Here is a 20,750-nt window from a genome sequence, read left to right on the forward strand (position 1 = left end):
CTGCCAGGTTAGCCGTCCCGCGCACCTAGATTGGCCGGGTGCCGCCCGCGTCCGAGTCCGCCGGGCACCCCGGCCCCCCGCACCCGGACTACCGGTTCACCCTCGCCAACGAGCGCACCCTGCTGGCCTGGCTGCGCACCGGGCTGGCGCTGGTCGCCGGCGGGGTGGCGGTGGCGGCGTACGTGCCCCGGCTGGGGGCGTCCTGGGGCGGCGGCGCGGTCGGCCTGGCGCTCGTCGCGACCGGGCTCGGCACCGCGCTAGCCGGCTACCGGCGGTGGCGACGCAACGAGCGGGCGATCGCCACCGACGGCCCCCTGCAGGTCGGCCCCGAGGTCCCGGTGCTGGTCGCGCTGGTCACGGCGGTGGTGCTGCTGGTGGCGGTGCTGCTGGTCGTCGAGGTCGCCTGATGACCGCGCCGGAGACCCAGCCGCAGCGCACCGTCCTCTCCTGGCAGCGCACCGGGCTGGGCCTGCTCGGCGTCGCCGCGGTGCTCGGCTCGCACGCCGTGCTCGACGAGCGGGTGCTGCCCCTGGCCCTCGCGGCCGCGGTGGCGCTCACCGGCCTCGGCGTCCTCGGCGTCCTCGGCGTCCTCGCGCGGCGGCGGGCCCGCGCGCTCGCCCGCACCCCCGGGCCGGCGCCGGCCGCGGTCGCGGTGGTCACCGTCGCCGTCGTCGCGACGGCGCTGGCGGCCGCCGCGACCCTGCTCAGCCGCTGACCACCTCGGGCTCGACGACGCCGAGCCGGCCGAGCAGGTCGAGGAACACGACGGCGAAGTCGTTGCCGGCGACCTCCCGCCGGACGGCGGGCCAGTCGACCTGCTCGCGCAGCGCCCGGGCCACCGGCAGCAGCCGGGAGAAGTCGCAGTAGTGCTCGTCCAGCGTCATGATCTTGGTGATCAGGATGTCGGTGGCCGCGAGGACCGGCATGTGCACCGAGAGGACCGAGACGTCCTCGGCGCGGTCGATGAGGTCGGTCTCCACCGGCTTGCCGCAGGTGCGCCACAGCACGTCGACGAACGAGTTGCCCTGCACCACCTTGGTCAGCCAGTCCTCGGCCGGGTCCTCCACCTGCAGGCCGGCGTCGGCGAGCACCTTGACCGCCCGCTCGGCCTCGGCCGCGGGCACGAGGAAGTCGGCGTCGTGGTCGGGCTCGGGGGCGCCCCGCACGAACGCGGCGTAGCCGCCGCACAGGGCGAAGGGCACGCCGCCCTCCTTGAGGGCCACGGCGGTGCGCTTGAGGAGGTCACGGATCTCGTCGCGGTCGGAGGGCAGCACGGGGTGCGTCTACCCGGCGTCCGGCCGGTCACGCACGGTTGAGCCCCGCCCGCGGGGGCACGGGAGACCCCGTGCGCATCGCGACCTTCAACATCCTGCACGGGCGCTCACCGGAGGACGACCGGGTCGACGTCGACCGGCTCGCCACGGCGGTGAAGACGCTGGACGCCGACGTCCTGGCGCTGCAGGAGGTCGACCGCGACCAGCCCCGCTCGATGAACGCCGACCTCACCGCGGTGGCCGCCGAGGCGATGGGCGCGCTCGACCACCAGTTCGTGGCCGCGCTGTCGGGGACCCCCGGCGGCACGTGGATGGCCGCCACCGGCGACGAGCAGCCCGGCGCGGCCAGCTACGGCGTCGCGCTGCTGTCGCGGTACCCGGTGGTGTCCTGGCGGGTGGTGCGGCTGCCGACGCTGCCCGGGCGGGTGCCGGTGTGGTTCCGCGGCGCGCGGGCGCCGCAGCTGGTCAGCGAGGAGCCGCGGGTCGCCGTCGCCGCCGTCGTCGACGGGCCGACCGGGCAGTTCACCGTCACCTGCACGCACCTGTCGTTCGTGCCGTACTGGAACACCGTCCAGCTGCGCCGGCTGGTGCGGTCGCTGCGGGGGACGCGCGAGCCGCTGGTGGTCCTCGGCGACCTCAACACGGAGCCGCGCAAGGCCGCCCGGGTCAGCGGGCTGCGGCCGCTGGCCGCGGGTCTGACCTTCCCCGCCGACGTCCCGGTCCGGCAGCTGGACCACGTGCTGGCCCGCGGGCCGGTGACCGCCACCGGCCCGGCCGAGGTGGTGCGGCTGCCGCTGTCGGACCACCGGGCGCTGGTGGTGCCGTGCGCGGTCGGGTGAGGCGGTTGGCGTCGTGACAGCGGCGGGTGTCACGATCAGCCCATGGCTGCGTCCGACGTCGGCACCCGCGCGTTCACCCTGGTCGCCTCGGCGGTGCGCCTGGTCGCCTCGCTGGTGGCGGTGGTGATCGTGGTCCACGCGGTGTTCACCTTCTTCGAGGCGAACCCCGCGAACACGCTGGTGTCCGCCGCCGCGGACGTCCGGGAGGACCTGGGCTGGTTCACCGTCGACCTGTTCCGCCCGTCGGACCCGCGCATCGGCGAGACGGTCAACGCCGCGATCGCCGCGCTGGTCTGGGTCGTCGTCGGCACCCTGGTGTCCAGGCTGCTGGTGAAGCTCGCCCCCTAGGCGTTCTCCACCGCGGCGGCAGCCTCCAGGCCCAGCTCCTTCACCGAGACCTCGCGCATCTCGACCTTGCGGACCTTGCCGGTCACCGTCATCGGGAAGCCCTCGACGACCTTGACGTAGCGGGGCACCTTGTAGTGCGCCAGCCTCCCGGCGCAGAACTCCCGCAGCGCCTCCGGCGTGAGCGGTTCGGCGCCCTCGCGCAGCCGGACCCAGGCCATCAGCTCCTCGCCGTACCGCTCGTCGGGGACGCCGATCACCTGCGCGTCGACGACGTCGGGGTGGGTGTAGAGGAACTCCTCGACCTCGCGCGGGTACACGTTCTCCCCGCCGCGGATGACCATGTCCTTGATCCGGCCGACGATGTTGAGGTAGCCGGCCTCGTCCATGACGGCGAGGTCGCCGGTGTGCATCCAGCGGGCGGTGTCGATCACCTCGGCGGTCTTCTCCGGCTCGTCCCAGTAGCCGAGCATCACCGAGTAGCCGCGGGTGCAGAACTCCCCCGGCGTCCCGCGCGGCACGGTGATGCCGGTCTCGGGGTCGACGACCTTGACCTCCAGGTGCGGGTGCACCCGGCCGACGGTGGAGGTGCGGCGGTCGAGGTCGTCGTCGGCGCCGGTCTGGGTGGAGACCGGGGAGGTCTCGGTCATGCCGTAGCAGATGGTCACCTCGGTCATGCCCATCTCGGCGACCACCCGCTTCATCACCTCCACCGGGCACGGCGAGCCGGCCATGATCCCGGTGCGCAGGCTGGAGAGGTCGTAGGTGCCGAAGTCCGGCAGCGCCAGCTCGGCGATGAACATCGTCGGGACGCCGTACAGCGACGTGCACCGCTCGTCCTGCACCGCCCGCAGCGTGGCCGCCGGGTCGAAGGCGGGCGCGGGGATGACCATCGTGGCGCCGTGGCTGGTGGCCCCGAGGTTGCCCATGCCCATGCCGAAGCAGTGGTAGTAGGGCACCGGGATGCAGATGCGGTCGGCCTCGGTGTAGCCGCAGCCCTCGCCCACGAAGAACCCGTTGTTGAGCAGGTTGTGGTGGGACAGCGTGGCGCCCTTGGGGAAGCCGGTGGTCCCCGACGTGTACTGGATGTTGATCGGGTCGTCGGGCGAGAGCTCGGCGGCGCGCTCGGCCAGCAGCCCGCGGTCGGCGGCCCGGCCGGTGTCCAGCAGCCGCTCCCACTCCGGGTCGCCGAGGAAGACGACCTCGCGCAGGTCGGGGCAGTCGTCGCGGACCTCGGCCACCATCGCCCGGTAGTCGCTGGTCTTGAACTCCGGCGCGGCGACCAGCACGGAGATGCCCGCCTGCTTCAGCACGTAGGCGAGCTCGTGCGTGCGGTACGCCGGGTTGATGTTGACCAGGACGGCCCCGAGCTTGGCGGTGCCGTACTGGACGAACACCCACTCGGCGCAGTTGGGCGCCCAGATGCCGACCCGGTCGCCCTTCTGCACGCCGAGGGCGTCGAGGCCGAGGGCGCAGGCGTCGACGTCGGCGACCAGCTGCGGGTACGTCCAGCGGCGGCCGGTGGCGCACTCGACGAGCGCCTCGTGGTCGCCCACCCGCGCCGCCGTCCGGTCGAGGTCCGCCCCGATCGTGTCCCCCAGCAGGGGGACGGTCGAGGTGCCGCTGGCGTAGGACGGCAGCGCGGGGGTGGTCACGGCCGCCGGTTCTCGGGCAGCTGCACCCCGGCCCGGTTGGGCTTGTCGGTGGGGTGCGCGTAGCGGATGCGGTCCGGCGGGAGCGGGAAGCTGTGGTCCTCGCCGAACGGCGACAGCGGGCCGGCCATCTCCCCGAGGAACTCGGTGACCGGCGGGCCGGCGTTCTCCGACTGGCCCCAGGTCGGCTCCACCAGGTGGGCGTGCTTCTCGTTGCGCTTGGCCATCTCGCCTCCGTGTCCGGTGCGCTCCCCCGGGGGGCGCACGTGCGGCGTCATTCTCGCGTGCCCCTGGTCCTACCCGCAGCAGCCCCGCCCACGTCACCCCCGTTCGCGGGGAGCGCGGCGAGCGGCCCGGGCCGACCGGGCGCCGTAGAGGGTGGGCAGCCCCTCGGCGGTGAGCACCCACTCCCCCGGGCCGACCGGCGCGAGCCGCACCTCGCCGCCGTCGAGCCCCTGCACCTGGCGGGTGCGCCAGACCGAGGTGCTCGCCAGCGTCAGCCGCACCGGCTCGTGGGTGGGGTCCCACTCGTCGTAGCCCTCGGGCTCGAAGGCGACGATCGCCGGCCCGGCGATGCGCAGCAGCCCGCGCTGCCACGGGACGGCGGCCAGCGCCCGCCGCCAGCGCAGGGCGCGGGCCAGCGCGCCGAGGCCCGCGCCGGCGGCGACCAGCCCGACGAAGACCAGCGCGACGACGACCGTCCCGGCCAGCGGCACCGGGCGGCCGCGGTCCTCCGCGACCGCGACGGCGACCGCGCCGAGCAGCACGCCCAGGACGACGGCGATCAGCCCGCCCGCCAGCCAGCGCAGCGCGCCGGCCCGGTAGCCCTCGAGGGCGGTCCGGGTGTGCGGGTCGTCGGCGGCCGGCTGCACGGCGTCCATGCTGGCAGGACCGGCCGTCCGGGCGGCACGGACGGGCGCGGACGTAACGTGGTCCGGATGCCTGCCGACCGCCCCGCCACGCTGGCCGCGTGGCTGCGCACCCGCAGCGACGCCCGGCTCGGGGCGCTGCTGGCCGCGCGGCCCGACGTGGCCCGGCCCGCGCCCTCCGACGTCGTCGCGCTGGCCAGCCGGCTGGCGGTGCCCGTGTCGGTGGACCGCGCCCTCGACGACCTCGACGCCGCCACCCTGCAGGTGCTCGACGTCGTGCTGCTCGCCCCCACCGACGGCGTGGACGCCGCCGACGTCGTCGCGGCGCTGCCCGGGCTGCCCGAGGACGTCGTCGACGCGGCGATCGAGCGGCTGACCACCCGGGCGCTGCTGTGGGGCGACGAGGTCCTGCACGCCCCCGACCAGGTGCGCCGCGCCGTCCGCCATCCCGCGGGCCTGGGCCGCCGCGCCGTCGAGCTGCGGGTGACCCTGCCCGCCGACCTGGCCGCCGCCGTCGGCGGGCTGGCCCCCGCCGAGCGCGAGGTGCTCGCGCGGCTGGCCGGCGACCGCCCGGTCGGGCACCTGCCCGAGACCGGCGGCGGCGCCGCCTCCCCCGCCCGGCGGCTGCTGCAGGCCGGGCTGCTGGCCCGCATCGACGCGCTCAACGTCGAGCTGCCGCGCGAGATCGGGCTGCTGCTGCGCGGGGAGCTCCCCTACGGCCCGCCGCGGCTGCGCCCGGAGCCGGCCGCCGTGGAACGGGACCCGGCCGCGGTCGACCGGCAGGCCGCCGGCGCGGCGCTGGAGGCGGTCGGGCGGGTCGGCGAGCTGCTGGCGGTGCTCGAGGAGGAGCCGGCCGGGCTGCTGCGCAGCGGCGGGGTCGCCGTCCGCGACCGCAAGCGGCTGGCCAGGGCGCTGTCGGTGTCCGAGGCCGACGCCGGGTGGCTGCTGGAGCTGGCCTTCGCCGCGGGGCTGCTCGACGTGGGCGGGCCGCACCGCGACGAGTGGCTGCCCACCCGCGGCTACGACCTGTGGCGCGAGCAGCCGCTGCCCGACCGGTGGGCGACGCTGGTCGCGGGCTGGCTGGACAGCACCCGGCTGCCCTCGCTGGTCGGGTCGCGGGACATGGCGGGCAAGGCGGTCAACGCGCTGTCCCCGGACCTGGTCCGGCACACCGCCCCGACGATCCGCCGCTCGGCGCTGGCCGCGCTGCTGGACGCCCCGCCCGGCCACGGGCTGGCGCCCGACGACCTGGTCGCGCTGCTGCGCTGGCGGACCCCGCGCCGCGCCGACCGGCTCGCGCCGGTGCCGGACATGCTCGCCGAGGCCGCGCGGCTCGGCGTCCTGGTGGGCGGGGTGCTGTCCTCCGGCGGGCGCGGCCTGCTGACCCGCGGCGAGGAGGGCGCCGCCGACGGCGTGCAGGGGCTGCTGCCCGAGCCGGTCGACCACGTCCTCGCCCAGCCCGACCTCACCCTCGTCGCGCCCGGTCCGCTGGTGTCCGACCTCGCCGACACCCTCGCCGTCGTCGCCGACGTCGAGTCCTCCGGCGGGGCGACGGTGTTCCGGGTGTCGGAGTCCTCGGTGCGGCGGGCGCTGGACGCCGGGTGGTCGGCCACCGACCTGCACGAGTTCTTCGCCGGCGCCTCGCGGACGCCGGTGCCGCAGGCGCTGCGCTACCTGGTCGACGACGTGGCGCGGCAGCACGGCCGGCTGCGGGTCGGCGCGATCGAGTGCTACGTCCGCTCCGACGACCACGGCCTGCTGTCCCAGGTGCTCGGCGACCGGCGGACGGCGGGTGCCGAGCTGCGCCGGCTGGCCCCGGGCGTGCTGGTCAGCGGGCTGGGCGCCGACGAGGTGCTCACCGTGCTGCGGGCCGCCGGGTACGCGCCGGCCGGGGAGTCGCCAGGCGGCGCGGTGCTGACCCGCCCGCCGGCCCGGCCCCGCGCCGCCGGCCGCCGTCCCGGGCCGCCGCCGTCGGCCGCCGGGCGCCCGCTGACGCCGGCCGAGGCGGAGGCGACCGTCCGCGAGATCCGGGCCGGCGACGCCGCGCTCGCCGCCCGGCCCACCGCCCCGATCCGGCAGGTCCCCGGGGTGACCACCGCGGGCACGCTGGAGCTGCTGTCCCGCGCCATCCGCGACGGCGCCCCGGTGTGGCTGGGCTACGTCGACGCCCAGGGCAGCGGCAGCCAGCGCGTGGTGCAGCCGGTGTCACTGGCCGGTGGTTTCCTCCAGGGGTGGGACGAGCGCCGGCAGGAGAACCGCACCTTCGCGGTGCACCGGATCACCTCGGTCGCGCTGGTCGACGAGGAAGCACCGGCCGCCGGCAACGGTTGACCTGACAGACGCCCACCCGCCGAGGAGAGGCCCCCATCCCCGTGAACGACGGACCCCTCATCGTCCAGTCGGACAAGACGCTGCTGCTCGAGGTCGACCACCCGGCGGCCCGCGAGTGCCGCGCGGCCATCGCCCCGTTCGCCGAGCTCGAGCGCTCGCCCGAGCACGTGCACACCTACCGGGTCACCCCGCTGGCGCTGTGGAACGCCCGCGCCGCCGGGCACGACGCCGAGCAGGTCGTCGACGCGCTGGTGCGCTACTCGCGCTACCCGGTGCCGCACGCGCTGCTGGTCGACGTCGCCGACACGATGGACCGCTTCGGCCGGCTGACGCTGGTCAACAACCCGGTGCACGGGCTGGTGCTCACCACCACCGACCGCGCGGTGCTCGAGGAGGTCATCCGCTCCAAGCGGGTGGCGCCGATGCTCGGCGCGCGGATCGACCCCGACACGGTCGTGGTGCACCCCTCCGAGCGCGGCCGGCTCAAGCAGGCGCTGCTCAAGGTGGGCTGGCCGGCCGAGGACCTCGCCGGCTACGTCGACGGGCAGGCGCACCCGATCGAGCTGGCCCAGGACGGCTGGCACCTGCGCGACTACCAGCAGGAGGCCGTCGACGGGTTCTGGGCCGGCGGCTCGGGCGTCGTCGTCCTCCCCTGCGGCGCGGGCAAGACGCTGGTCGGCGCCGCGGCGATGGCCCAGGCCGGGGCGACCACGCTGATCCTGGTGACCAACACCGTCTCCGGGCGGCAGTGGAAGCGCGAGCTGCTGGCGCGCACCACGCTGACCGAGGACGAGATCGGCGAGTACTCGGGCGAGCGCAAGGAGATCCGCCCGGTCACCATCGCCACCTACCAGGTGATGACCACCCGCCGGAAGGGCGAGTACCGGCACCTGGACCTGTTCGACGCGCAGGACTGGGGCCTCATCGTCTACGACGAGGTGCACCTGCTGCCCGCGCCGATCTTCCGGCTCACCGCCGACCTGCAGTCCCGCCGCCGGCTCGGGCTGACCGCGACGCTCGTGCGCGAGGACGGCCGGGAGGACGACGTCTTCTCGCTGATCGGGCCCAAGCGCTACGACGCGCCGTGGAAGGACATCGAGTCGCAGGGCTACATCGCCCCGGCCGAGTGCATCGAGGTGCGGGTCGGTCTCGACGACGAGGAGCGGATGACCTACGCGGTCGCCGAGCCCGAGGAGCGGTACCGGATCGCGGCGACGGCGTCGTCGAAGCTGCCGGTGATCCGGCGGGTGCTCGACCGGCACCCCGACGAGCAGAAGCTGGTCATCGGCGCCTACCTCGACCAGCTCGAGGAGCTCGGGCGGGCGCTGGACGCCCCGGTGATCCAGGGGTCGACCACCAACCGCGAGCGGGAGAAGCTCTTCGACGCGTTCCGCGCCGGGGAGGTCAAGACGCTCGTCGTCTCGAAGGTCGCCAACTTCTCCATCGACCTGCCCGAGGCCGCGGTCGCCGTCCAGGTGTCGGGGACCTTCGGGTCGCGGCAGGAGGAGGCGCAGCGGCTGGGCCGGGTGCTGCGGCCGAAGGCCGACGGCCGGCAGGCGCACTTCTACACGGTGGTCAGCCGCGACACCCTCGACGCCGAGTACGCCGCCCACCGGCAGCGCTTCCTCGCCGAGCAGGGCTACGCGTACACGATCGTCGACGCCGCCGACCTGGCCGGCCCGGGCGAGGTCAACGGCCCCGACTGGGTGGACGAGCCCGCCGACTGAAGCCCTCCTGAGCCCTCTCCGCGGCCCCCTGGTCCCCGTGACCCGGGGGCCGCGGTCGTCTCACTCCTCGGTGAGCTCGTGCAGGACGTCGGCGGCATCGGCGTTGCCCTCCCCGGCGAGCCGGCGCAGCTCGGCGAGGTCGCCGAGCTCGCTCGCCCGCGCGACGAGCTCGTCCGCGGCGTCACGCGAGCCGAGGTCGGCCAGCCGGCGCAGCTCGGCGAGGTCGCCGCGCTCCCCGGCGAGCTGGATCAGTTCGTCGACGGCGTCACGGTCGCCCTTCGCCGCGCGTTCGCGGAGTCCCGCGTACTCGGGCTCGGTCATGCCTGCAGGATGCTCGCGTGGCCGGCGAACGGGACCTGGATCGGCTCCTGACCGGCATGGCGCCACGGCGCGCGCCGGGGACGTACGTGTTCGCGACCGTCCCGGGCCCCGAGGTGCCGGCCGGGCTGACGCCCTTCGCCACCGTGCGGGAGGACGAGGGCCTGACGGTGGTCCTCCTCCGCGAGGAGGCCGACCGGGCCGGGCTGGCGTACGACTTCCCCGCCGCCCGCGTGACGCTGCACGTCCACTCGGACCTCGCCGCCGTGGGGCTGACCGCGGCGGTGAGCACCGCGCTGGCCGCCGCCGGGATCAGCTGCAACGTGGTGGCCGGGTACCACCACGACCACCTGCTGGTCCCCGTCGGCGACGCCGACCGCGCGCTCTCGGTGCTGCAGGGCCTGACCTCCTGAGGCGGTGGCCGTCCTCACCGCCCGGGACGGCCGGGGTGCGCGGCGGTGGACCGCCGGCCACGCCGTGGCGTCGGGCGAGGAGCCACCGTCGGCCCTGCGCGTGCTGCTCCTGCTCGGCATCGTCGGTTGCGTGATCGGGCTCGAGCTCACGCACTGAGCCCGGCCCTCTGACAGAGGACGCCGGGATGCCTCGTCAGGGCCGGTTGTTGCGGCGGCGGATGGTGATGATCCCTGCGACGACCAGCAGCAACGGGAGGATCACGCCCCACATGAGCCAGCCGTTCATCGGTCGCTCCCATCGGTCGTCCGTGGGCGCGATGCCGCCCCTGTCGCACCTGCTCGCGACCGTCAGCCTGCACCGGACCTCCGCGCGCGGGCGTCACCCCACGCGGACGAGGAGTGCGCTCACCGCGACCCGAGCCTGATGGGCCCCGGCTCAGCAGGGCGGCGGAGTGGTGACGGCGGGTCGAGTGCGGCCGGCGTCGACGGGCAGCCGGTGCACGGGGTCAGCGGCCGCCCCAGCAGCCCCTGCGCCGCCTCCGCGGACAGCCCCGGCGCCACCGCCGGCTCCTGCGTCGCCTGCTCGCTCACCGGCCGCAGCGCATCGGGACGCGCGGCCCAGCGCTCAGCGGACGTCGCCCCCGGCGAGCCCTGCGGACGATCGGCAGACACCGACCGGGTGGCAGCGAACGCCGCCACCGCCCGCGCCGGCAACGCCGTCTCCGGGCGAACAGCGCCTGGGATCCCCGGATCGGCCAGGCCGCCGACCACGACCTCGCCGAGTACCACGTCACGGTCGACGCCGACGCCGGCGACGTGCAGGCGCACTGGATCGACGAGCACGACCCGTACGTCAACGCGATGGGCAGCACGGGCATGGGCGAGATCGGGATCGTCGGGACGGCGGCCGCGGTGGTCGACGCCGTCCTCCACGCGACCGGCGTCCGCGTGCGGCACCTGCCGGTGACGCTGGACGAGGTGCTGCCCGGGCTGCCCTGAGCGGCGGAGACGGATGGGGCCGGCGGGACGCGCCGGACCGGTCCGTTCCCGATGTGAGGCCTGCCACGCCGGCCCAGTCCGGACGAACGAAACCGCAGGTCAGACGCGTGCCACGTGCCACGTATACGACGGCCGCGGGCGGGCGCGCGGGAGGTGGCCGGTCGGGCGTGTCCGGCGTGCGCCAGGCAGGATGGGCCGCGAGATGGCGAGTGCAGCACGGGCGGGGGCGGTCGCCCCGCAGACGACCAGCCGACCGCTCCGGGCCTGGCAGCAGGCGGCACTCGAGCGCTACGAGGAGACCTCCCCCAAGGACTTCCTGGTCACCGCGACCCCGGGCGCCGGCAAGACCACCTTCGCGCTGACCCTGGCCTCGCGGCTGCTGCAGCGGCGCGAGGTGGCCCGCGTGATCGTGGTCTGCCCGACCGACCACCTGCGGATGCAGTGGGCCGACGCCGCCGACCGGATGGGCATCGTGCTCGACCCCGGCCTGACCAACGCCGTCGGCCCGGTGCGCGCCGGGACCCAGGGCTACGTGACGACGTACGCGCAGGTCGCGGGCAAGCCGATGCTGCACGCCGCGCGCGCCACCGCCGTCAAGTCGCTGGTGATCCTCGACGAGGTGCACCACGCCGGGGACGGCCTGTCGTGGGGTGAGGCGATCGAGGAGGCCTACGGCTTCGCCGCCCGCCGGCTGTGCCTGACCGGGACGCCGTTCCGCACCAAGCCCGACGAGCGGATCCCCTTCGTGCGCTACGAGGAGGACGGCTTCGAGGGCGACGCCGGGGAGGCCGGCGCCGGGCTGGTCAGCCGCGCCGACTACACGTACGGCTACAAGGAGGCGCTGACCGACAACGTCGTCCGCCCGGTCGTCTTCGCCGCCTACACCGGCACCTCGCGCTGGCGGAACTCGGCCGGTGAGGTCGTGGCCGCGTCCCTGTCGGAGGCCGGCACCCGCTCGGTGGAGATGGCCGCCTGGCGCACCGCGCTGGACCCCAAGGGCCAGTGGGTGCCGCACGTCGTCGCCGCGATGGACGACCGGATCACCCAGCTGCGCGAGCACGGCGGCATGCCCGACGCCGCGGGGCTGATCCTCGCCAGCGACCAGGACGACGCCCGCGCCTACGCCCGCATCGTCAAGCGGATCACCGGCAAGGCGCCCGAGCTGATCCTGTCCGACGACCCCAAGGCGTCGAAGAAGATCGAGCGCTTCTCCGCCGGGTCCGCGCGGATCGCCGTCTGCGTGCGGATGATCTCCGAGGGCGTCGACGTCCCGCGGGCCGCCGTCCTCGCGTGGATGACCTCCTACCGGACGCCGCTGTTCTTCGCCCAGGCCGTCGGCCGCGTCGTCCGCTCCCGGGCGGCGCACGAGACGGCGACGGTGTTCCTCCCCGCGGTGCGGCCGCTGCTCGGCCTGGCCGCGTCCATGGAGAAGGAACGCAACCACGTCATGCCGCCGCCGAAGGCGAAGGACCCCGAGGCGCTCGACCTCGACCCGCTGCCGCCCAAGGAGCGCGAGGCGGTCGGCCTCAAGCAGTGGGAGGCGCTGGAGGCCGAGGCCCGGTTCGCGCACGTGCTCCACGGCGGGACGGCGCACACCGGCGAGGGCTCCGGCGCGGTCGCCGTCGCGCCGGAGGACGAGGAGTTCCTCGGCATCCCCGGCCTGCTCACCGCCGAGCAGACGGCGTCGCTGCTGGCCAAGCGCGACGACGAGCTGCGGCTGCGGATCGCCCAGCGGGTGCACGAGGAGGACACCGGCGAGCTGCCGATCGTCGAGGACCACCCCGACGAGGACGACGCCGGCCGCGGCTGGCGCGACGTCGCCGAGCTGCGGCGGGAGATCAACCGCCTGGTCAGCCGGGTGTCGGCGAAGACGTCCACGCCGCACGCGGTGGTGCACACGCAGCTGCGCCAGCACGTGCCCGGCCCGCCGTCGGCCTCCGCGCCGGTCGAGGTCCTGCGCGCCCGCCGCGAGCGCCTGCGCACGATGCTCTGAGGACGGTGTGCACTTCCGCGGGAGTGCACACCGCTCCGGCGCCGCGTCCCCACGACGGGCGGGCACGGCGTCAGCCTGTCGGCAGCAGGCCCTTCGCGGCGGCCAGGGCGACGGCCTCGGTGCGGCTGCCGGCGCCGAGCTTGGCCAGGATGTTGCTCACGTGCACGCTGGCGGTCTTCTCGCTGATGAACAGCTCGCCGCCGATCTGCCGGTTGGTGCGGCCGCGGGCGAGCAGGGCCAGCACCTCGGTCTCGCGCGGCGTGAACACCGCCGCCGTCTCCACCACCCGCCCGGCGCCGGGCAGCTCCAGCCGCGCCCGGCGGGCCAGCGCGGTGACCGCGGCCAGCAGCGGCGCGGCGCCCAGCTCGCGCGCGGTCCGGGCGGCGGCAGCAAGCGGCTCCAGCGCCGCCTCCCGGTCGCCGGCGGCGACCAGGGCCTCGGCCAGCCGCCACCGGCTGCGGGCCTGCTCGTACACGTGCCCGTAGCCGAACGCCTCGACGGCGGCCGCCCACAGCTCCGGCGCCGGACGCCCGGCCAGCCGCGCGGCCTCGGCCTCCACCCGGGCGGTCCACGCCGCCGCCTCGACCCCGTGCGGGCCGATCAGGCGGGCGTGCGCCTCCACCGCGGAGCGCGCGATCCCCACCAGCGACTCCCCCGCCGCCGCCCACTCCCGCTCCGCGGCGGCGTCCCCGGTCAGCCGGGCCGTGGCCGCGGCGTCGCCGACGGGCGCCAGCGCGGTCGCGGCGAGCCGGACGACGGCGAGGCGATCGTCGCCCCACAGCCCGGTCAGCGTCTCCGTGGCCGACCGGGCGGTGGCCAGGGCGGTGGCCGGGTCACCGGCCCACGCGGCCAGGTCGATCTCCGCGCCGGCGGTGGCCAGGAGCAGCAGCACGTGCGCGTCGAGCCGGCCGACCAGGCCGCGCGCCCACGCGATCCGCTCCGCGGCGGCCGGGTCGCCGCGGCCGACCTGCACGAGCAGCCCGGCCGCCCGCACGTGCGCGGCCATCTCGGGCACCCGGGCCAGCCGGTCGGCCAGCGCCAGGCTGCCGTCCCAGTCGCCGACGACGTACCGCGAGACGACGCCGAGGTGGCGCAGCTCCGCGGCGTAGAAGGACCACTCGACGCCGAGCTCCGCGGCCCGGGCCAGCGCGGTGTCGCTCCACCGCAGCGTCTCGCCCGAGCAGCCGGCCTCGTAGGCGACGATCGCCAGGTTGAACAGCACCCGCATCTCGACGTCGGGGTCCCCCGACCGGCGGGCGCGGGCCAGCGCCTCCTCCAGCCGCGCGGGCAGCTCCTCCCCGCCGCGCGAGCGGGCCAGCGACACCGCGACGTCGGCCCACGCGCCGTCGAGCCCCAACGCGTCGGCCGCGGCCAGCGCCTCCTCGGCGGCGGCGTCGCCCTCGGCGCGGCGGCCCACGTCGTAGCAGACGCGGGCGTGCGTGGCCGCGGCCCAGGTGCGCACCGGCGAGGGCGGGTCGGCCGGCACGAGCTCCATCGCCGCCGTGCTCTCCCGCAGCGCGGCGGCCTGGTCCTCGATGCGGCCCAGCGCCTGGGCCAGCGTCGAGTGCACCCGCGCGCGCAGCCCCCGGTCGCCGTCCGGGCCGAGCAGGTCCTGCGCCGAGCGCAGCAGCGCCACCGCCCGGTGCAGCTCCCCGCCGCGGCGGGCGGCGGCCGCGGTGTCCAGCAGCAGCTCCGCCTGCGACCGCCCGGCCCGCGCCGCCGCGTCGGGCACCGCCGGCCACAGCGCCAGCACCGCCTCCAGGTGCTGCAGCTGCTCGGCCGGGGCCGCCAGCCGCCGCGCCTCGTCGGCGGCGTCCAGGGAGGCCGACAGGGCGCCGGCCAGGTCGTTGCTCTCCCGCAGGTGGTGCGCCCGCTCCGCGGCGGTGCCCGCCCCCGGGACGCCGGCCAGGTGCGCGGCGACCGCGGCGTGCAGCCGGACCCGCTCGCCGGGCAGCAGGTCGGCCAGCACCGCCTCGCGCACCAGGGCGTGCCGGAACCGGTAGGCGCCGTCCGGGTCGACGACGAGCAGGTGCGAGTGCACCGCCTCGCCCAGCGCCGCCTCCAGGTCGGCCGGCGCCAGCCCGCCCACCGCGGCCACCAGCTCGTGCCGCACCCGCCGGCCGGCGACCGCGGCCACCCGCAGCACCTGCTGCCCGGCCGGGGTCAGCTGCTCCACCCGGGCCAGCAGCACGTCGGTGAGCAGGAGCGGCAGCGACTCCCCCGCGAGCCCCGCGGCCAGCAGCTCCTCGGCGTAGAACGCGTTGCCCTCCGCGCGGGCGACGACGTCGTCGACGGTGCGGTCGGGCACGCCTGCGGCCAGCCCCCGCACGAGCTGCTCGACGTCGGCGTCGGGCAGCGGGCCGAGGTCCAGCCGCTCGACGCCGGGCAGCCGGACCAGCTCGGCGAGCAGCGGCCGCAGCGGGTGGCGGCGGTGCAGGTCGTCGGAGCGGTAGGAGGCGACGACGGCGACCGGCTCGCCGGTCAGCCGGGCCAGCAGGTAGCGGACCAGGTCGCGGCTGGAGCGGTCGGCCCAGTGCAGGTCCTCGAGCACCACCAGCAGCGGGGTGTCGGCGGCGAGCCCGGACAGCGCGGCGGCGACCGCCTCGAACAGCTGCAGCCGGCCGTCGTCGACCGGCGGGCGCAGGGCGCGGACCGGGCTGCCCAGGTCGGCCGCCTCGGGCTCGCGGGCGGCGGCCGAGCGGGCGGCGAACAGCGCGGCGGCCCCGTCGCCGAGCTCGTCGGCGACGGGGCGCAGCAGGTCGACGAAGGGCAGGTAGGGCAGGCCGACCTCGCCGAGGTCGACGCAGTGGCCGGTGAGCACCCGCAGGCCGCGGGCGGCCGCCCGTCCCGTCAGCTCGTCGAGCAGGCGGGACTTGCCGACGCCGGCGTCCCCGGCCAGCAGCACGGCCGCGCCGCGGCCGGCGGCCGCCCGGTCGACGGCGGACAGGAGGGTGGCCAGCTCCGCCGTCCGCCCCACCAGGGGCCGCTCGTCCCACCGCGCCACGTCGGCGATCGTGGCACGGGCCCCCGACGGGACGGCCGCCAGCGGCCCCCTCCGGGGCACCGCCCCGAGCTCGCGAGGGGCGGGGAGGAGGGGGTCCTCCTTCAGCGGGACCGCCGGGAGCGCCACGGCCCGCGGCGGGTGCGGGTGCCGCGCCCGAGCTCCTGCAGCACCTCGCGGCGGTAGGCGAGCTCGGCCTCGAGTCCGGGGTTGGGGTAGGTGTTCACGATGGGCTCCTCGGGTCGTCGTCCGGTGGGGACGGCGACCACGGTCGTGCTGAGGCGGCGGCGCGGGCATCGGGCGACCGGGCAGTCCTCCCCCACCCCGGGCGTCTGAGGTCCCCTCAGGCGCAGCCGGCGCGCGCCTGAGGGGCCGGGCGGCGAGGCTGGGCGCATGGCCGACCTCCGCCCGACCGTCTTCGTCCTGTTCGGCGCCACCGGCGACCTGGCCGCGCGCATGGTGCTGCCGGCCTTCGACGTCCTGCAGCGCCGCGGGCTGCTCCCGCCGGACTGGCGGATCGTCGGCAGCGGCCGCGGCGAGCGCTCCGACGACGAGTTCCGCGACCTGGTCCGGGACGCCCTGGCCGAGCACGGCGACGGGGAGCCCGCCGAGGGGCTGCCCGAGCGGCTGCGCTTCGCCGGCGGCGGCTTCGCCCCGGACGACCCGGGGCAGCTGCCCGACGCCGTGGCCCGCGCCCGCGAGGAGCTCGGCGACGACGTCCAGCTCGTGCACTACCTCGCCGTCCCGCCCGAGGCGTTCGGCGGCATCACGCGGGCCCTGGACGCCCACGGCCTGGCCGACGGTGCCCGCGTCGTCTACGAGAAGCCCTACGGCACCTCCCCCGACGGGTTCCGCGAGCTCGACGAGCTGGTGCACGCGGTGCTCGACGAGGAGCAGGTCTTCCGCATCGACCACTTCCTCGGCAAGGAGGCCACCCAGGACCTGCACGTGCTGCGCTTCGCCAACGGGCTGTTCTCGTCGGTGTGGAGCCGCGAGCACGTGGCGCAGGTGCAGGTCGACGTCCCCGAGACCCTCGACGTCGCCGACCGCGCCGAGTTCTACGACGCCACCGGCGCCACCCTGGACATGCTGGTCACCCACCTGTTCCAGGTGGCCGCCGAGGTGGCGATGGAGCCGCCGGTGTCGCTGGGGCCGGGCGACCTGCAGGAGGCCCGCGAGGCGGTGCTCGCGGCGTTCCGGCCGCTGACCCGCGAGGACGTCGTCCTGGGGCAGTTCACCGGCTACCGGGACCTCGACGAGGTCGCCGACGACAGCGCCACCGACACCTTCGTCGCGGCGCGGCTGTGGATCGACACCGACCGCTGGCACGGCGTCCCGTTCCTGCTGCGCACCGGCAAGCGGCTGGCCGAGGACGAGCAGCGGGTGACGCTGGTGCTGCGCCGGCCCGACGGCCCGGTGGGCGCGGTGCCCGGCGGCGGGAACACCGTGTCGCTGTCGCTGTCGGGCCCCGGCGCGCTGGACCTCGGGCTGGTGGCCAAGCGCCCGGGGCCGGAGCTGGAGCTGGCGGTGGCGGAGTCCTCGCTGGACCTGGGCGCGGTGCCCGAGGGGGACCCGCTGCCGCCCTACGCCACGCTGCTGTACGACGTCCTGGTCGGCGACCGGTCGCTGTTCACCACGAGCGGCGGGCTGGCGCGGGCGTGGCGGGCGGTCGCGCCGGTGCTCGCGGACCGGCCGGAGGTGCACCCCTACGAGCCGGGCTCCTGGGGGCCCGCGGAGGCGGCGGCGCTGGCCGACCCGTGCGGCTGGGCGCTGGGGAGCTGAGGAGGAGGGTCCGGACCGGGCTCTGGTCGCCTCGCGGCGAGAAGCACGACGCGGCTCCAGACCCCCGGCCGAGGCCGGGGCGGTGGTCCGCGAAGGCGGTATCCAATTGGCACCCGGGGACACAGATCGCCCGGTCCGGACACCACCGACGGTACCCCGCTCCCGGCCGCGACACGCGCGGGTCAGCCGAATCCGCGGGAGTCCTGCTTGAGCGCCGTGTCGACGGTCAGCGCCGAGGCCAGAACCAGGCTCGCCAGCGGCTCGGGCAGCCGGGCGTGCACCCGCACGACGTAGCGGTCGGCGGTGGTGAACAGCGTGCGCGCCAGGCCCTCCCACGTCTTGGTGATGCGGGCGACCTCGTTCCCGAGGGAGTCGGTGATGGAGAAGTCCCAGGCCCGCCAGTTCTCCGCCTGGATCGCGCCGGCGAGCTGACCGCCGACGACGAGGTCGAAGCGGATCCGGCCGAACACGTTGGCCTGGACGATCTCCCCCACCGGCGCCCCCTCCGGCGTCTCGACGACGACCCGCGACTTGACCAGCTTCGCCGGGCGGGTGAGGACGAGGACCGGCCCGTACGCGTCGCGCACCTCGAGGCGGTGGGTGAGGTACTGGTCGAGGCTGCTCATGAAGCGGACGACCTTCCTGGCCGCCGACTGCCCGACCTCGACGACGGCGCCGATCTGCGTGCCGTTGCCGTCGAGGACGGCGTACTCGTTGGTGAGCTCGACCAGCTTGGTCTTCTGGTTGACGAGCAGCACCGGCTGGTCGTGGAGCACCGAGCGGCGCGGCTGGGCACCGTGGTGCTGCGGCTGCGCGCCGTACGGCTGCGGGACCGGCTGCGGGGCCACCGGCTGGGCCGGTGCGGGGGTGGGCTGTGCGGCGGGCTGCGGGGCCGGCTGCTGGACGTGCTCGGTCCAGGTCCGGCCGTCCCACCAGCGGGAGCCGCCGCTGCCGGCGGGGTCGGGGTACCAGCCGGGCGGCGGGAGGGGCTGTGTCACGGCGGCGACGGTAACCGTCGCGACCGTCCGTGCGTGCCAGACTGCCGGGCCGTGACCGACCTGAGCCGTGCCGAGGCCGCCGTCCTGGACGCCGTCGACGAGGCCGCCGCGGTGGCCCTGCTCTGCCGCCTGGTCGCCGTCCCCTCGGTGGGCGGCACCGCGGCCGAGAGCGAGGCGCAGGCCCTGGTCGCCGGCGAGCTCGACGCGCTGGGCTGCGACGTCGACCACTGGGCGATCGACCTCGCGGCGGCCGCCACCGCACCGGACGCGCCCGGCCAGGAGGTCGAGCGCGACGAGGCGTGGGGCGTCGTCGGCACGCTGCCCGGCGCCGAGGACGGCGCCCCGGCGCTGGTGCTGTGCGGGCACACCGACGTCGTCCCGACCGGCGACCGCGCGCTGTGGGCCGGCGACCCGTTCACCCCCCGGCTGGACGGCGGCGCGCTGCACGGCCGCGGCGCCTGCGACATGAAGGGCGGCCTCGTCTCGGCGCTCGCCGCGCTGGCCGCGATCCGCGCCGCGGGCGTGCGCCTGCGCCGGCCGGCGGCCCTGCACAGCGTCGTCGGCGAGGAGGACGGCGGCCTGGGTGCGTGGGCCACCCTGGCCCGCGGGCACCGCGGCGACGCCTGCGTCATCCCCGAGCCCACCGACGGCGCCGTGGTCACCGCCGCGGCCGGCGCGCTGACCTTCCGGCTGGAGGTGACCGGCCACGCGGCGCACGCCGCGGTGCGCGACCGCGGGGTGAGCGCGGTGGAGCTGTTCGCCGAGGTGCACGCCGACCTGCGCGCGTTCGAGGCGGAGCGGCAGCGCGACGCCGACCCCCGCTTCGCCGGCGAGCGGTACCCGTTCGGGCTGTCGATCGGCACGGTCCGCGCCGGCGACTGGGCCTCCAGCGTGCCCGACCGGCTGGTCGCCGAGGGCCGCTACGGCGTGCGGCTGGGCGAGCCGGTCGCGGCGGCCCGTGCGGCGTTCGAGCAGCGGGTGGCGGCGTTCTGCGCCGGGCACCCGTGGCTGGCCGCGCACCCGGTGCGGGTCGCCTGGACCGGCGGCGCGTTCGCCAGCGGGCAGCTGCCGCCGGGGCACGAGCTGCTCGGCCAGGTGCGGGGCGCGGTCCTCGACGCGGTCGGGGCGCCGCCGCCGGAGCGGGCGGTCGCGGCCGGCACCGACCTGCGGCTGTACGCGGCCGCGGGGGTCCCCGCGCTGCACCTGGGCCCCGGCGACCTGCACCTCGCGCACGGCCCGGCCGAGCGGGTGCCGGTGGCCGAGGTGACCGCCGTGGCCCGCGCGCTGGCGCTGCTCACCCTGCGCCGCTGCGGGGTCGCGTGATCGGCTTCGAGGAGTTCGCCGCGCTGACCGGCGACTCCCCCACCGCACGCACGGAGTGGGCCGCCGTCGTCGCCGCGTGGAGCGAGCCGCACCGCCGCTACCACGACCTGCACCACCTGGCCGCCGTCCTCGGGCTGGTCGGCGGGCTGGGCGCGGCCGCGGACGACCCGGCCGCCGTCGCGCTGGCCGCCTGGTACCACGACGTCGTCTACGACCCCCGCCGTGACGACAACGAACGGGCCAGCGCGGAGCGGGCGCGGGCGGGCCTGACCGGCCTGGTGCCGGCGGCGCGGCTGGACGAGGTGGTCCGGCTGGTGCTGCTGACCGCCGGCCACGACGCGGCCGACGGCGACGCGAACGGCGCCGTCCTCTGCGACGCCGACCTCGCCGTCCTCGCCGGGCCGCCCGAGGCGTACGCCGCCTACGCGTCGGCCGTCCGCGAGGAGTACGGGCACCTGCCCGACGAGGTGTTCACCGCCGGGCGGATCGCCGTCCTGGAGTCCCTGCTCGCGCTGCCGGCGCTCTACCGGCTGCCGGCGACCCGGGGGTGGGAGCCGCGGGCGCGGGCCAACCTGGCCGCCGAGCTCACCCTGCTGCGCGGTCGCGCTTCCTGACCCGCAGCCCCGCGGCCGTCAGCCGGGCGAGCAGCTCGCGGGCGCCGACCGGCTCGGCGCCGGCGGCCACCGCGATGTCGTAGAGGTCCTCCGGGACGTCGTAGTGGTCGCCCTGGAACGCCCGGCGCGGGATGCCGAGCTCGGCGGCGACGAAGGCGTGCAGCTCGTCGTGCGACACGTCGCTGACCAGGTGCGACCAGCGGCGGCCGCGCCACGGCCAGACGGGACTGTCGATCAGCACGGCCACGGGGTGCAGTCTGCCCGGCGACTAG

The 20,750-nt window shown here is 76.7% G+C and carries 24 protein-coding genes; 13 read left to right on the forward strand and 11 right to left on the reverse strand.

The window, feature by feature from the left end; translation table 11 throughout:
* Nucleotides 1–38: 38 nt before the first annotated feature.
* Nucleotides 39–407, forward strand: a complete 369-nt coding sequence (locus ACI79B_RS02855; RefSeq protein WP_456928079.1) for a YidH family protein — start codon at nt 39–41, stop codon at nt 405–407.
* A complete protein-coding gene (locus ACI79B_RS02860; protein ID WP_456928078.1) occupies nt 407–715 on the forward strand; it encodes a DUF202 domain-containing protein in 309 nt (102 codons plus the stop codon). Before ACI79B_RS02855 ends, ACI79B_RS02860 begins: the two co-directional genes overlap by 1 nt.
* Here the strand turns inward: ACI79B_RS02860 and ACI79B_RS02865 are convergent.
* Entirely contained in the window at nt 705–1,274 is a 570-nt protein-coding gene (locus ACI79B_RS02865; protein WP_456928077.1) for a nucleotidyltransferase family protein, read from the reverse strand. The two genes, ACI79B_RS02860 and ACI79B_RS02865, sit on opposite strands and share 11 nt — an antisense overlap.
* A 71-nt stretch (nt 1,275–1,345) precedes the next feature.
* Here ACI79B_RS02865 and ACI79B_RS02870 point away from each other — a divergent pair, with 71 nt between their 5' ends.
* A complete protein-coding gene (locus tag ACI79B_RS02870; RefSeq protein ID WP_456928076.1) occupies nt 1,346–2,113 on the forward strand; it encodes an endonuclease/exonuclease/phosphatase family protein in 768 nt (255 codons plus the stop codon).
* 42 nt (nt 2,114–2,155) lie between these two features.
* Entirely contained in the window at nt 2,156–2,461 is a 306-nt protein-coding gene (locus ACI79B_RS02875) for a hypothetical protein (protein ID WP_456928075.1), read from the forward strand.
* Here the strand turns inward: ACI79B_RS02875 and ACI79B_RS02880 are convergent.
* From ACI79B_RS02880 to ACI79B_RS02890, 3 genes are all read right to left on the reverse strand, one after another.
* Entirely contained in the window at nt 2,458–4,113 is a 1,656-nt protein-coding gene (locus ACI79B_RS02880; protein ID WP_456928074.1) for an AMP-binding protein, read from the reverse strand. The two genes, ACI79B_RS02875 and ACI79B_RS02880, sit on opposite strands and share 4 nt — an antisense overlap.
* Complete coding sequence (locus tag ACI79B_RS02885) at nt 4,110–4,337, reverse strand: hypothetical protein (RefSeq protein ID WP_387988018.1); 228 nt, start codon at nt 4,335–4,337, stop codon at nt 4,110–4,112. Before ACI79B_RS02885 ends, ACI79B_RS02880 begins: the two co-directional genes overlap by 4 nt.
* 93 nt (nt 4,338–4,430) lie before the next feature.
* Entirely contained in the window at nt 4,431–4,991 is a 561-nt protein-coding gene (locus ACI79B_RS02890) for a hypothetical protein (protein ID WP_456928073.1), read from the reverse strand.
* A gap of 57 nt (nt 4,992–5,048) precedes the next feature.
* On the opposite strand from ACI79B_RS02890, the gene ACI79B_RS02895 reads away from it, so the two are divergent.
* Together ACI79B_RS02895 and ACI79B_RS02900 are read left to right on the forward strand one after the other, a co-directional pair.
* A complete protein-coding gene (locus tag ACI79B_RS02895) occupies nt 5,049–7,310 on the forward strand; it encodes a helicase-associated domain-containing protein (RefSeq protein ID WP_456928072.1) in 2,262 nt (753 codons plus the stop codon).
* Between the two features lie 41 nt (nt 7,311–7,351).
* Nucleotides 7,352–9,037 carry a DNA repair helicase XPB gene (locus tag ACI79B_RS02900; RefSeq protein WP_456928071.1) on the forward strand — a complete coding sequence of 562 codons (1,686 nt, stop codon included), beginning with the start codon at nt 7,352–7,354 and terminating at the stop codon, nt 9,035–9,037.
* Between the two features lie 60 nt (nt 9,038–9,097).
* On the opposite strand, the gene ACI79B_RS02905 is transcribed toward ACI79B_RS02900, so the two are convergent.
* Entirely contained in the window at nt 9,098–9,358 is a 261-nt protein-coding gene (locus ACI79B_RS02905; protein WP_456928070.1) for a hypothetical protein, read from the reverse strand.
* A gap of 17 nt (nt 9,359–9,375) precedes the next feature.
* Here ACI79B_RS02905 and ACI79B_RS02910 point away from each other — a divergent pair, with 17 nt between their 5' ends.
* Both ACI79B_RS02910 and ACI79B_RS02915 read left to right on the forward strand, forming a co-directional pair.
* Nucleotides 9,376–9,768, forward strand: a complete 393-nt coding sequence (locus tag ACI79B_RS02910) for an ACT domain-containing protein (RefSeq protein ID WP_456928069.1) — start codon at nt 9,376–9,378, stop codon at nt 9,766–9,768.
* Between the two features lie 4 nt (nt 9,769–9,772).
* Nucleotides 9,773–9,925 (forward strand): hypothetical protein, encoded by a 153-nt coding sequence (locus tag ACI79B_RS02915; protein WP_456928068.1) that lies wholly within the window; start codon nt 9,773–9,775, stop codon nt 9,923–9,925.
* A 36-nt stretch (nt 9,926–9,961) separates the two neighbouring features.
* On the opposite strand, the gene ACI79B_RS02920 is transcribed toward ACI79B_RS02915, so the two are convergent.
* Both ACI79B_RS02920 and ACI79B_RS02925 read right to left on the reverse strand, forming a co-directional pair.
* Nucleotides 9,962–10,054: an LPXTG cell wall anchor domain-containing protein gene (locus tag ACI79B_RS02920; protein ID WP_456928067.1), complete on the reverse strand. Its 93-nt coding sequence runs from the start codon at nt 10,052–10,054 to the stop codon at nt 9,962–9,964.
* Between the two features lie 119 nt (nt 10,055–10,173).
* Nucleotides 10,174–10,596, reverse strand: coding sequence for a hypothetical protein (locus tag ACI79B_RS02925; protein WP_456928066.1), 423 nt, complete (start codon nt 10,594–10,596; stop codon nt 10,174–10,176).
* Between ACI79B_RS02925 and ACI79B_RS02930 the strand changes: the two genes are divergently transcribed.
* Complete coding sequence (locus ACI79B_RS02930) at nt 10,585–10,767, forward strand: hypothetical protein (RefSeq protein WP_456928065.1); 183 nt, start codon at nt 10,585–10,587, stop codon at nt 10,765–10,767. The genes ACI79B_RS02925 and ACI79B_RS02930 overlap by 12 nt on opposite strands.
* A 202-nt stretch (nt 10,768–10,969) precedes the next feature.
* The gene (locus tag ACI79B_RS02935) at nt 10,970–12,760 is read left to right on the forward strand and encodes a DEAD/DEAH box helicase (protein WP_456928064.1); all 1,791 of its coding nucleotides are present in this window, start codon (nt 10,970–10,972) and stop codon (nt 12,758–12,760) included.
* A 70-nt stretch (nt 12,761–12,830) separates the two neighbouring features.
* Here the strand turns inward: ACI79B_RS02935 and ACI79B_RS02940 are convergent, their stop codons facing one another.
* Nucleotides 12,831–15,764: a helix-turn-helix transcriptional regulator gene (locus ACI79B_RS02940; protein WP_456928063.1), complete on the reverse strand. Its 2,934-nt coding sequence runs from the start codon at nt 15,762–15,764 to the stop codon at nt 12,831–12,833.
* Between the two features lie 101 nt (nt 15,765–15,865).
* The gene (locus ACI79B_RS02945; RefSeq protein ID WP_456928062.1) at nt 15,866–15,988 is read right to left on the reverse strand and encodes a hypothetical protein; all 123 of its coding nucleotides are present in this window, start codon (nt 15,986–15,988) and stop codon (nt 15,866–15,868) included.
* A 166-nt stretch (nt 15,989–16,154) separates the two neighbouring features.
* On the opposite strand from ACI79B_RS02945, the gene ACI79B_RS02950 reads away from it, so the two are divergent.
* Nucleotides 16,155–17,543 carry a glucose-6-phosphate dehydrogenase gene (locus ACI79B_RS02950; protein ID WP_456928061.1) on the forward strand — a complete coding sequence of 463 codons (1,389 nt, stop codon included), beginning with the start codon at nt 16,155–16,157 and terminating at the stop codon, nt 17,541–17,543.
* A 182-nt stretch (nt 17,544–17,725) separates the two neighbouring features.
* Here ACI79B_RS02950 and ACI79B_RS02955 read toward each other — a convergent pair whose 3' ends face one another.
* The gene (locus ACI79B_RS02955) at nt 17,726–18,541 is read right to left on the reverse strand and encodes a phospholipid scramblase-related protein (RefSeq protein WP_456928060.1); all 816 of its coding nucleotides are present in this window, start codon (nt 18,539–18,541) and stop codon (nt 17,726–17,728) included.
* A gap of 51 nt (nt 18,542–18,592) precedes the next feature.
* Here ACI79B_RS02955 and ACI79B_RS02960 point away from each other — a divergent pair, with 51 nt between their 5' ends.
* Both ACI79B_RS02960 and ACI79B_RS02965 read left to right on the forward strand, forming a co-directional pair.
* Nucleotides 18,593–19,864: an ArgE/DapE family deacylase gene (locus ACI79B_RS02960; RefSeq protein WP_456928059.1), complete on the forward strand. Its 1,272-nt coding sequence runs from the start codon at nt 18,593–18,595 to the stop codon at nt 19,862–19,864.
* Nucleotides 19,861–20,478, forward strand: coding sequence for an HD domain-containing protein (locus tag ACI79B_RS02965; protein WP_456928058.1), 618 nt, complete (start codon nt 19,861–19,863; stop codon nt 20,476–20,478). Before ACI79B_RS02960 ends, ACI79B_RS02965 begins: the two co-directional genes overlap by 4 nt.
* On the opposite strand, the gene ACI79B_RS02970 is transcribed toward ACI79B_RS02965, so the two are convergent.
* Nucleotides 20,450–20,725, reverse strand: coding sequence for a DUF4031 domain-containing protein (locus tag ACI79B_RS02970; protein WP_456928057.1), 276 nt, complete (start codon nt 20,723–20,725; stop codon nt 20,450–20,452). The genes ACI79B_RS02965 and ACI79B_RS02970 overlap by 29 nt on opposite strands.
* Nucleotides 20,726–20,750 lie beyond the last annotated feature (25 nt).

It is taken from the genome of Geodermatophilus sp. SYSU D00879 (genome assembly GCF_054050375.1).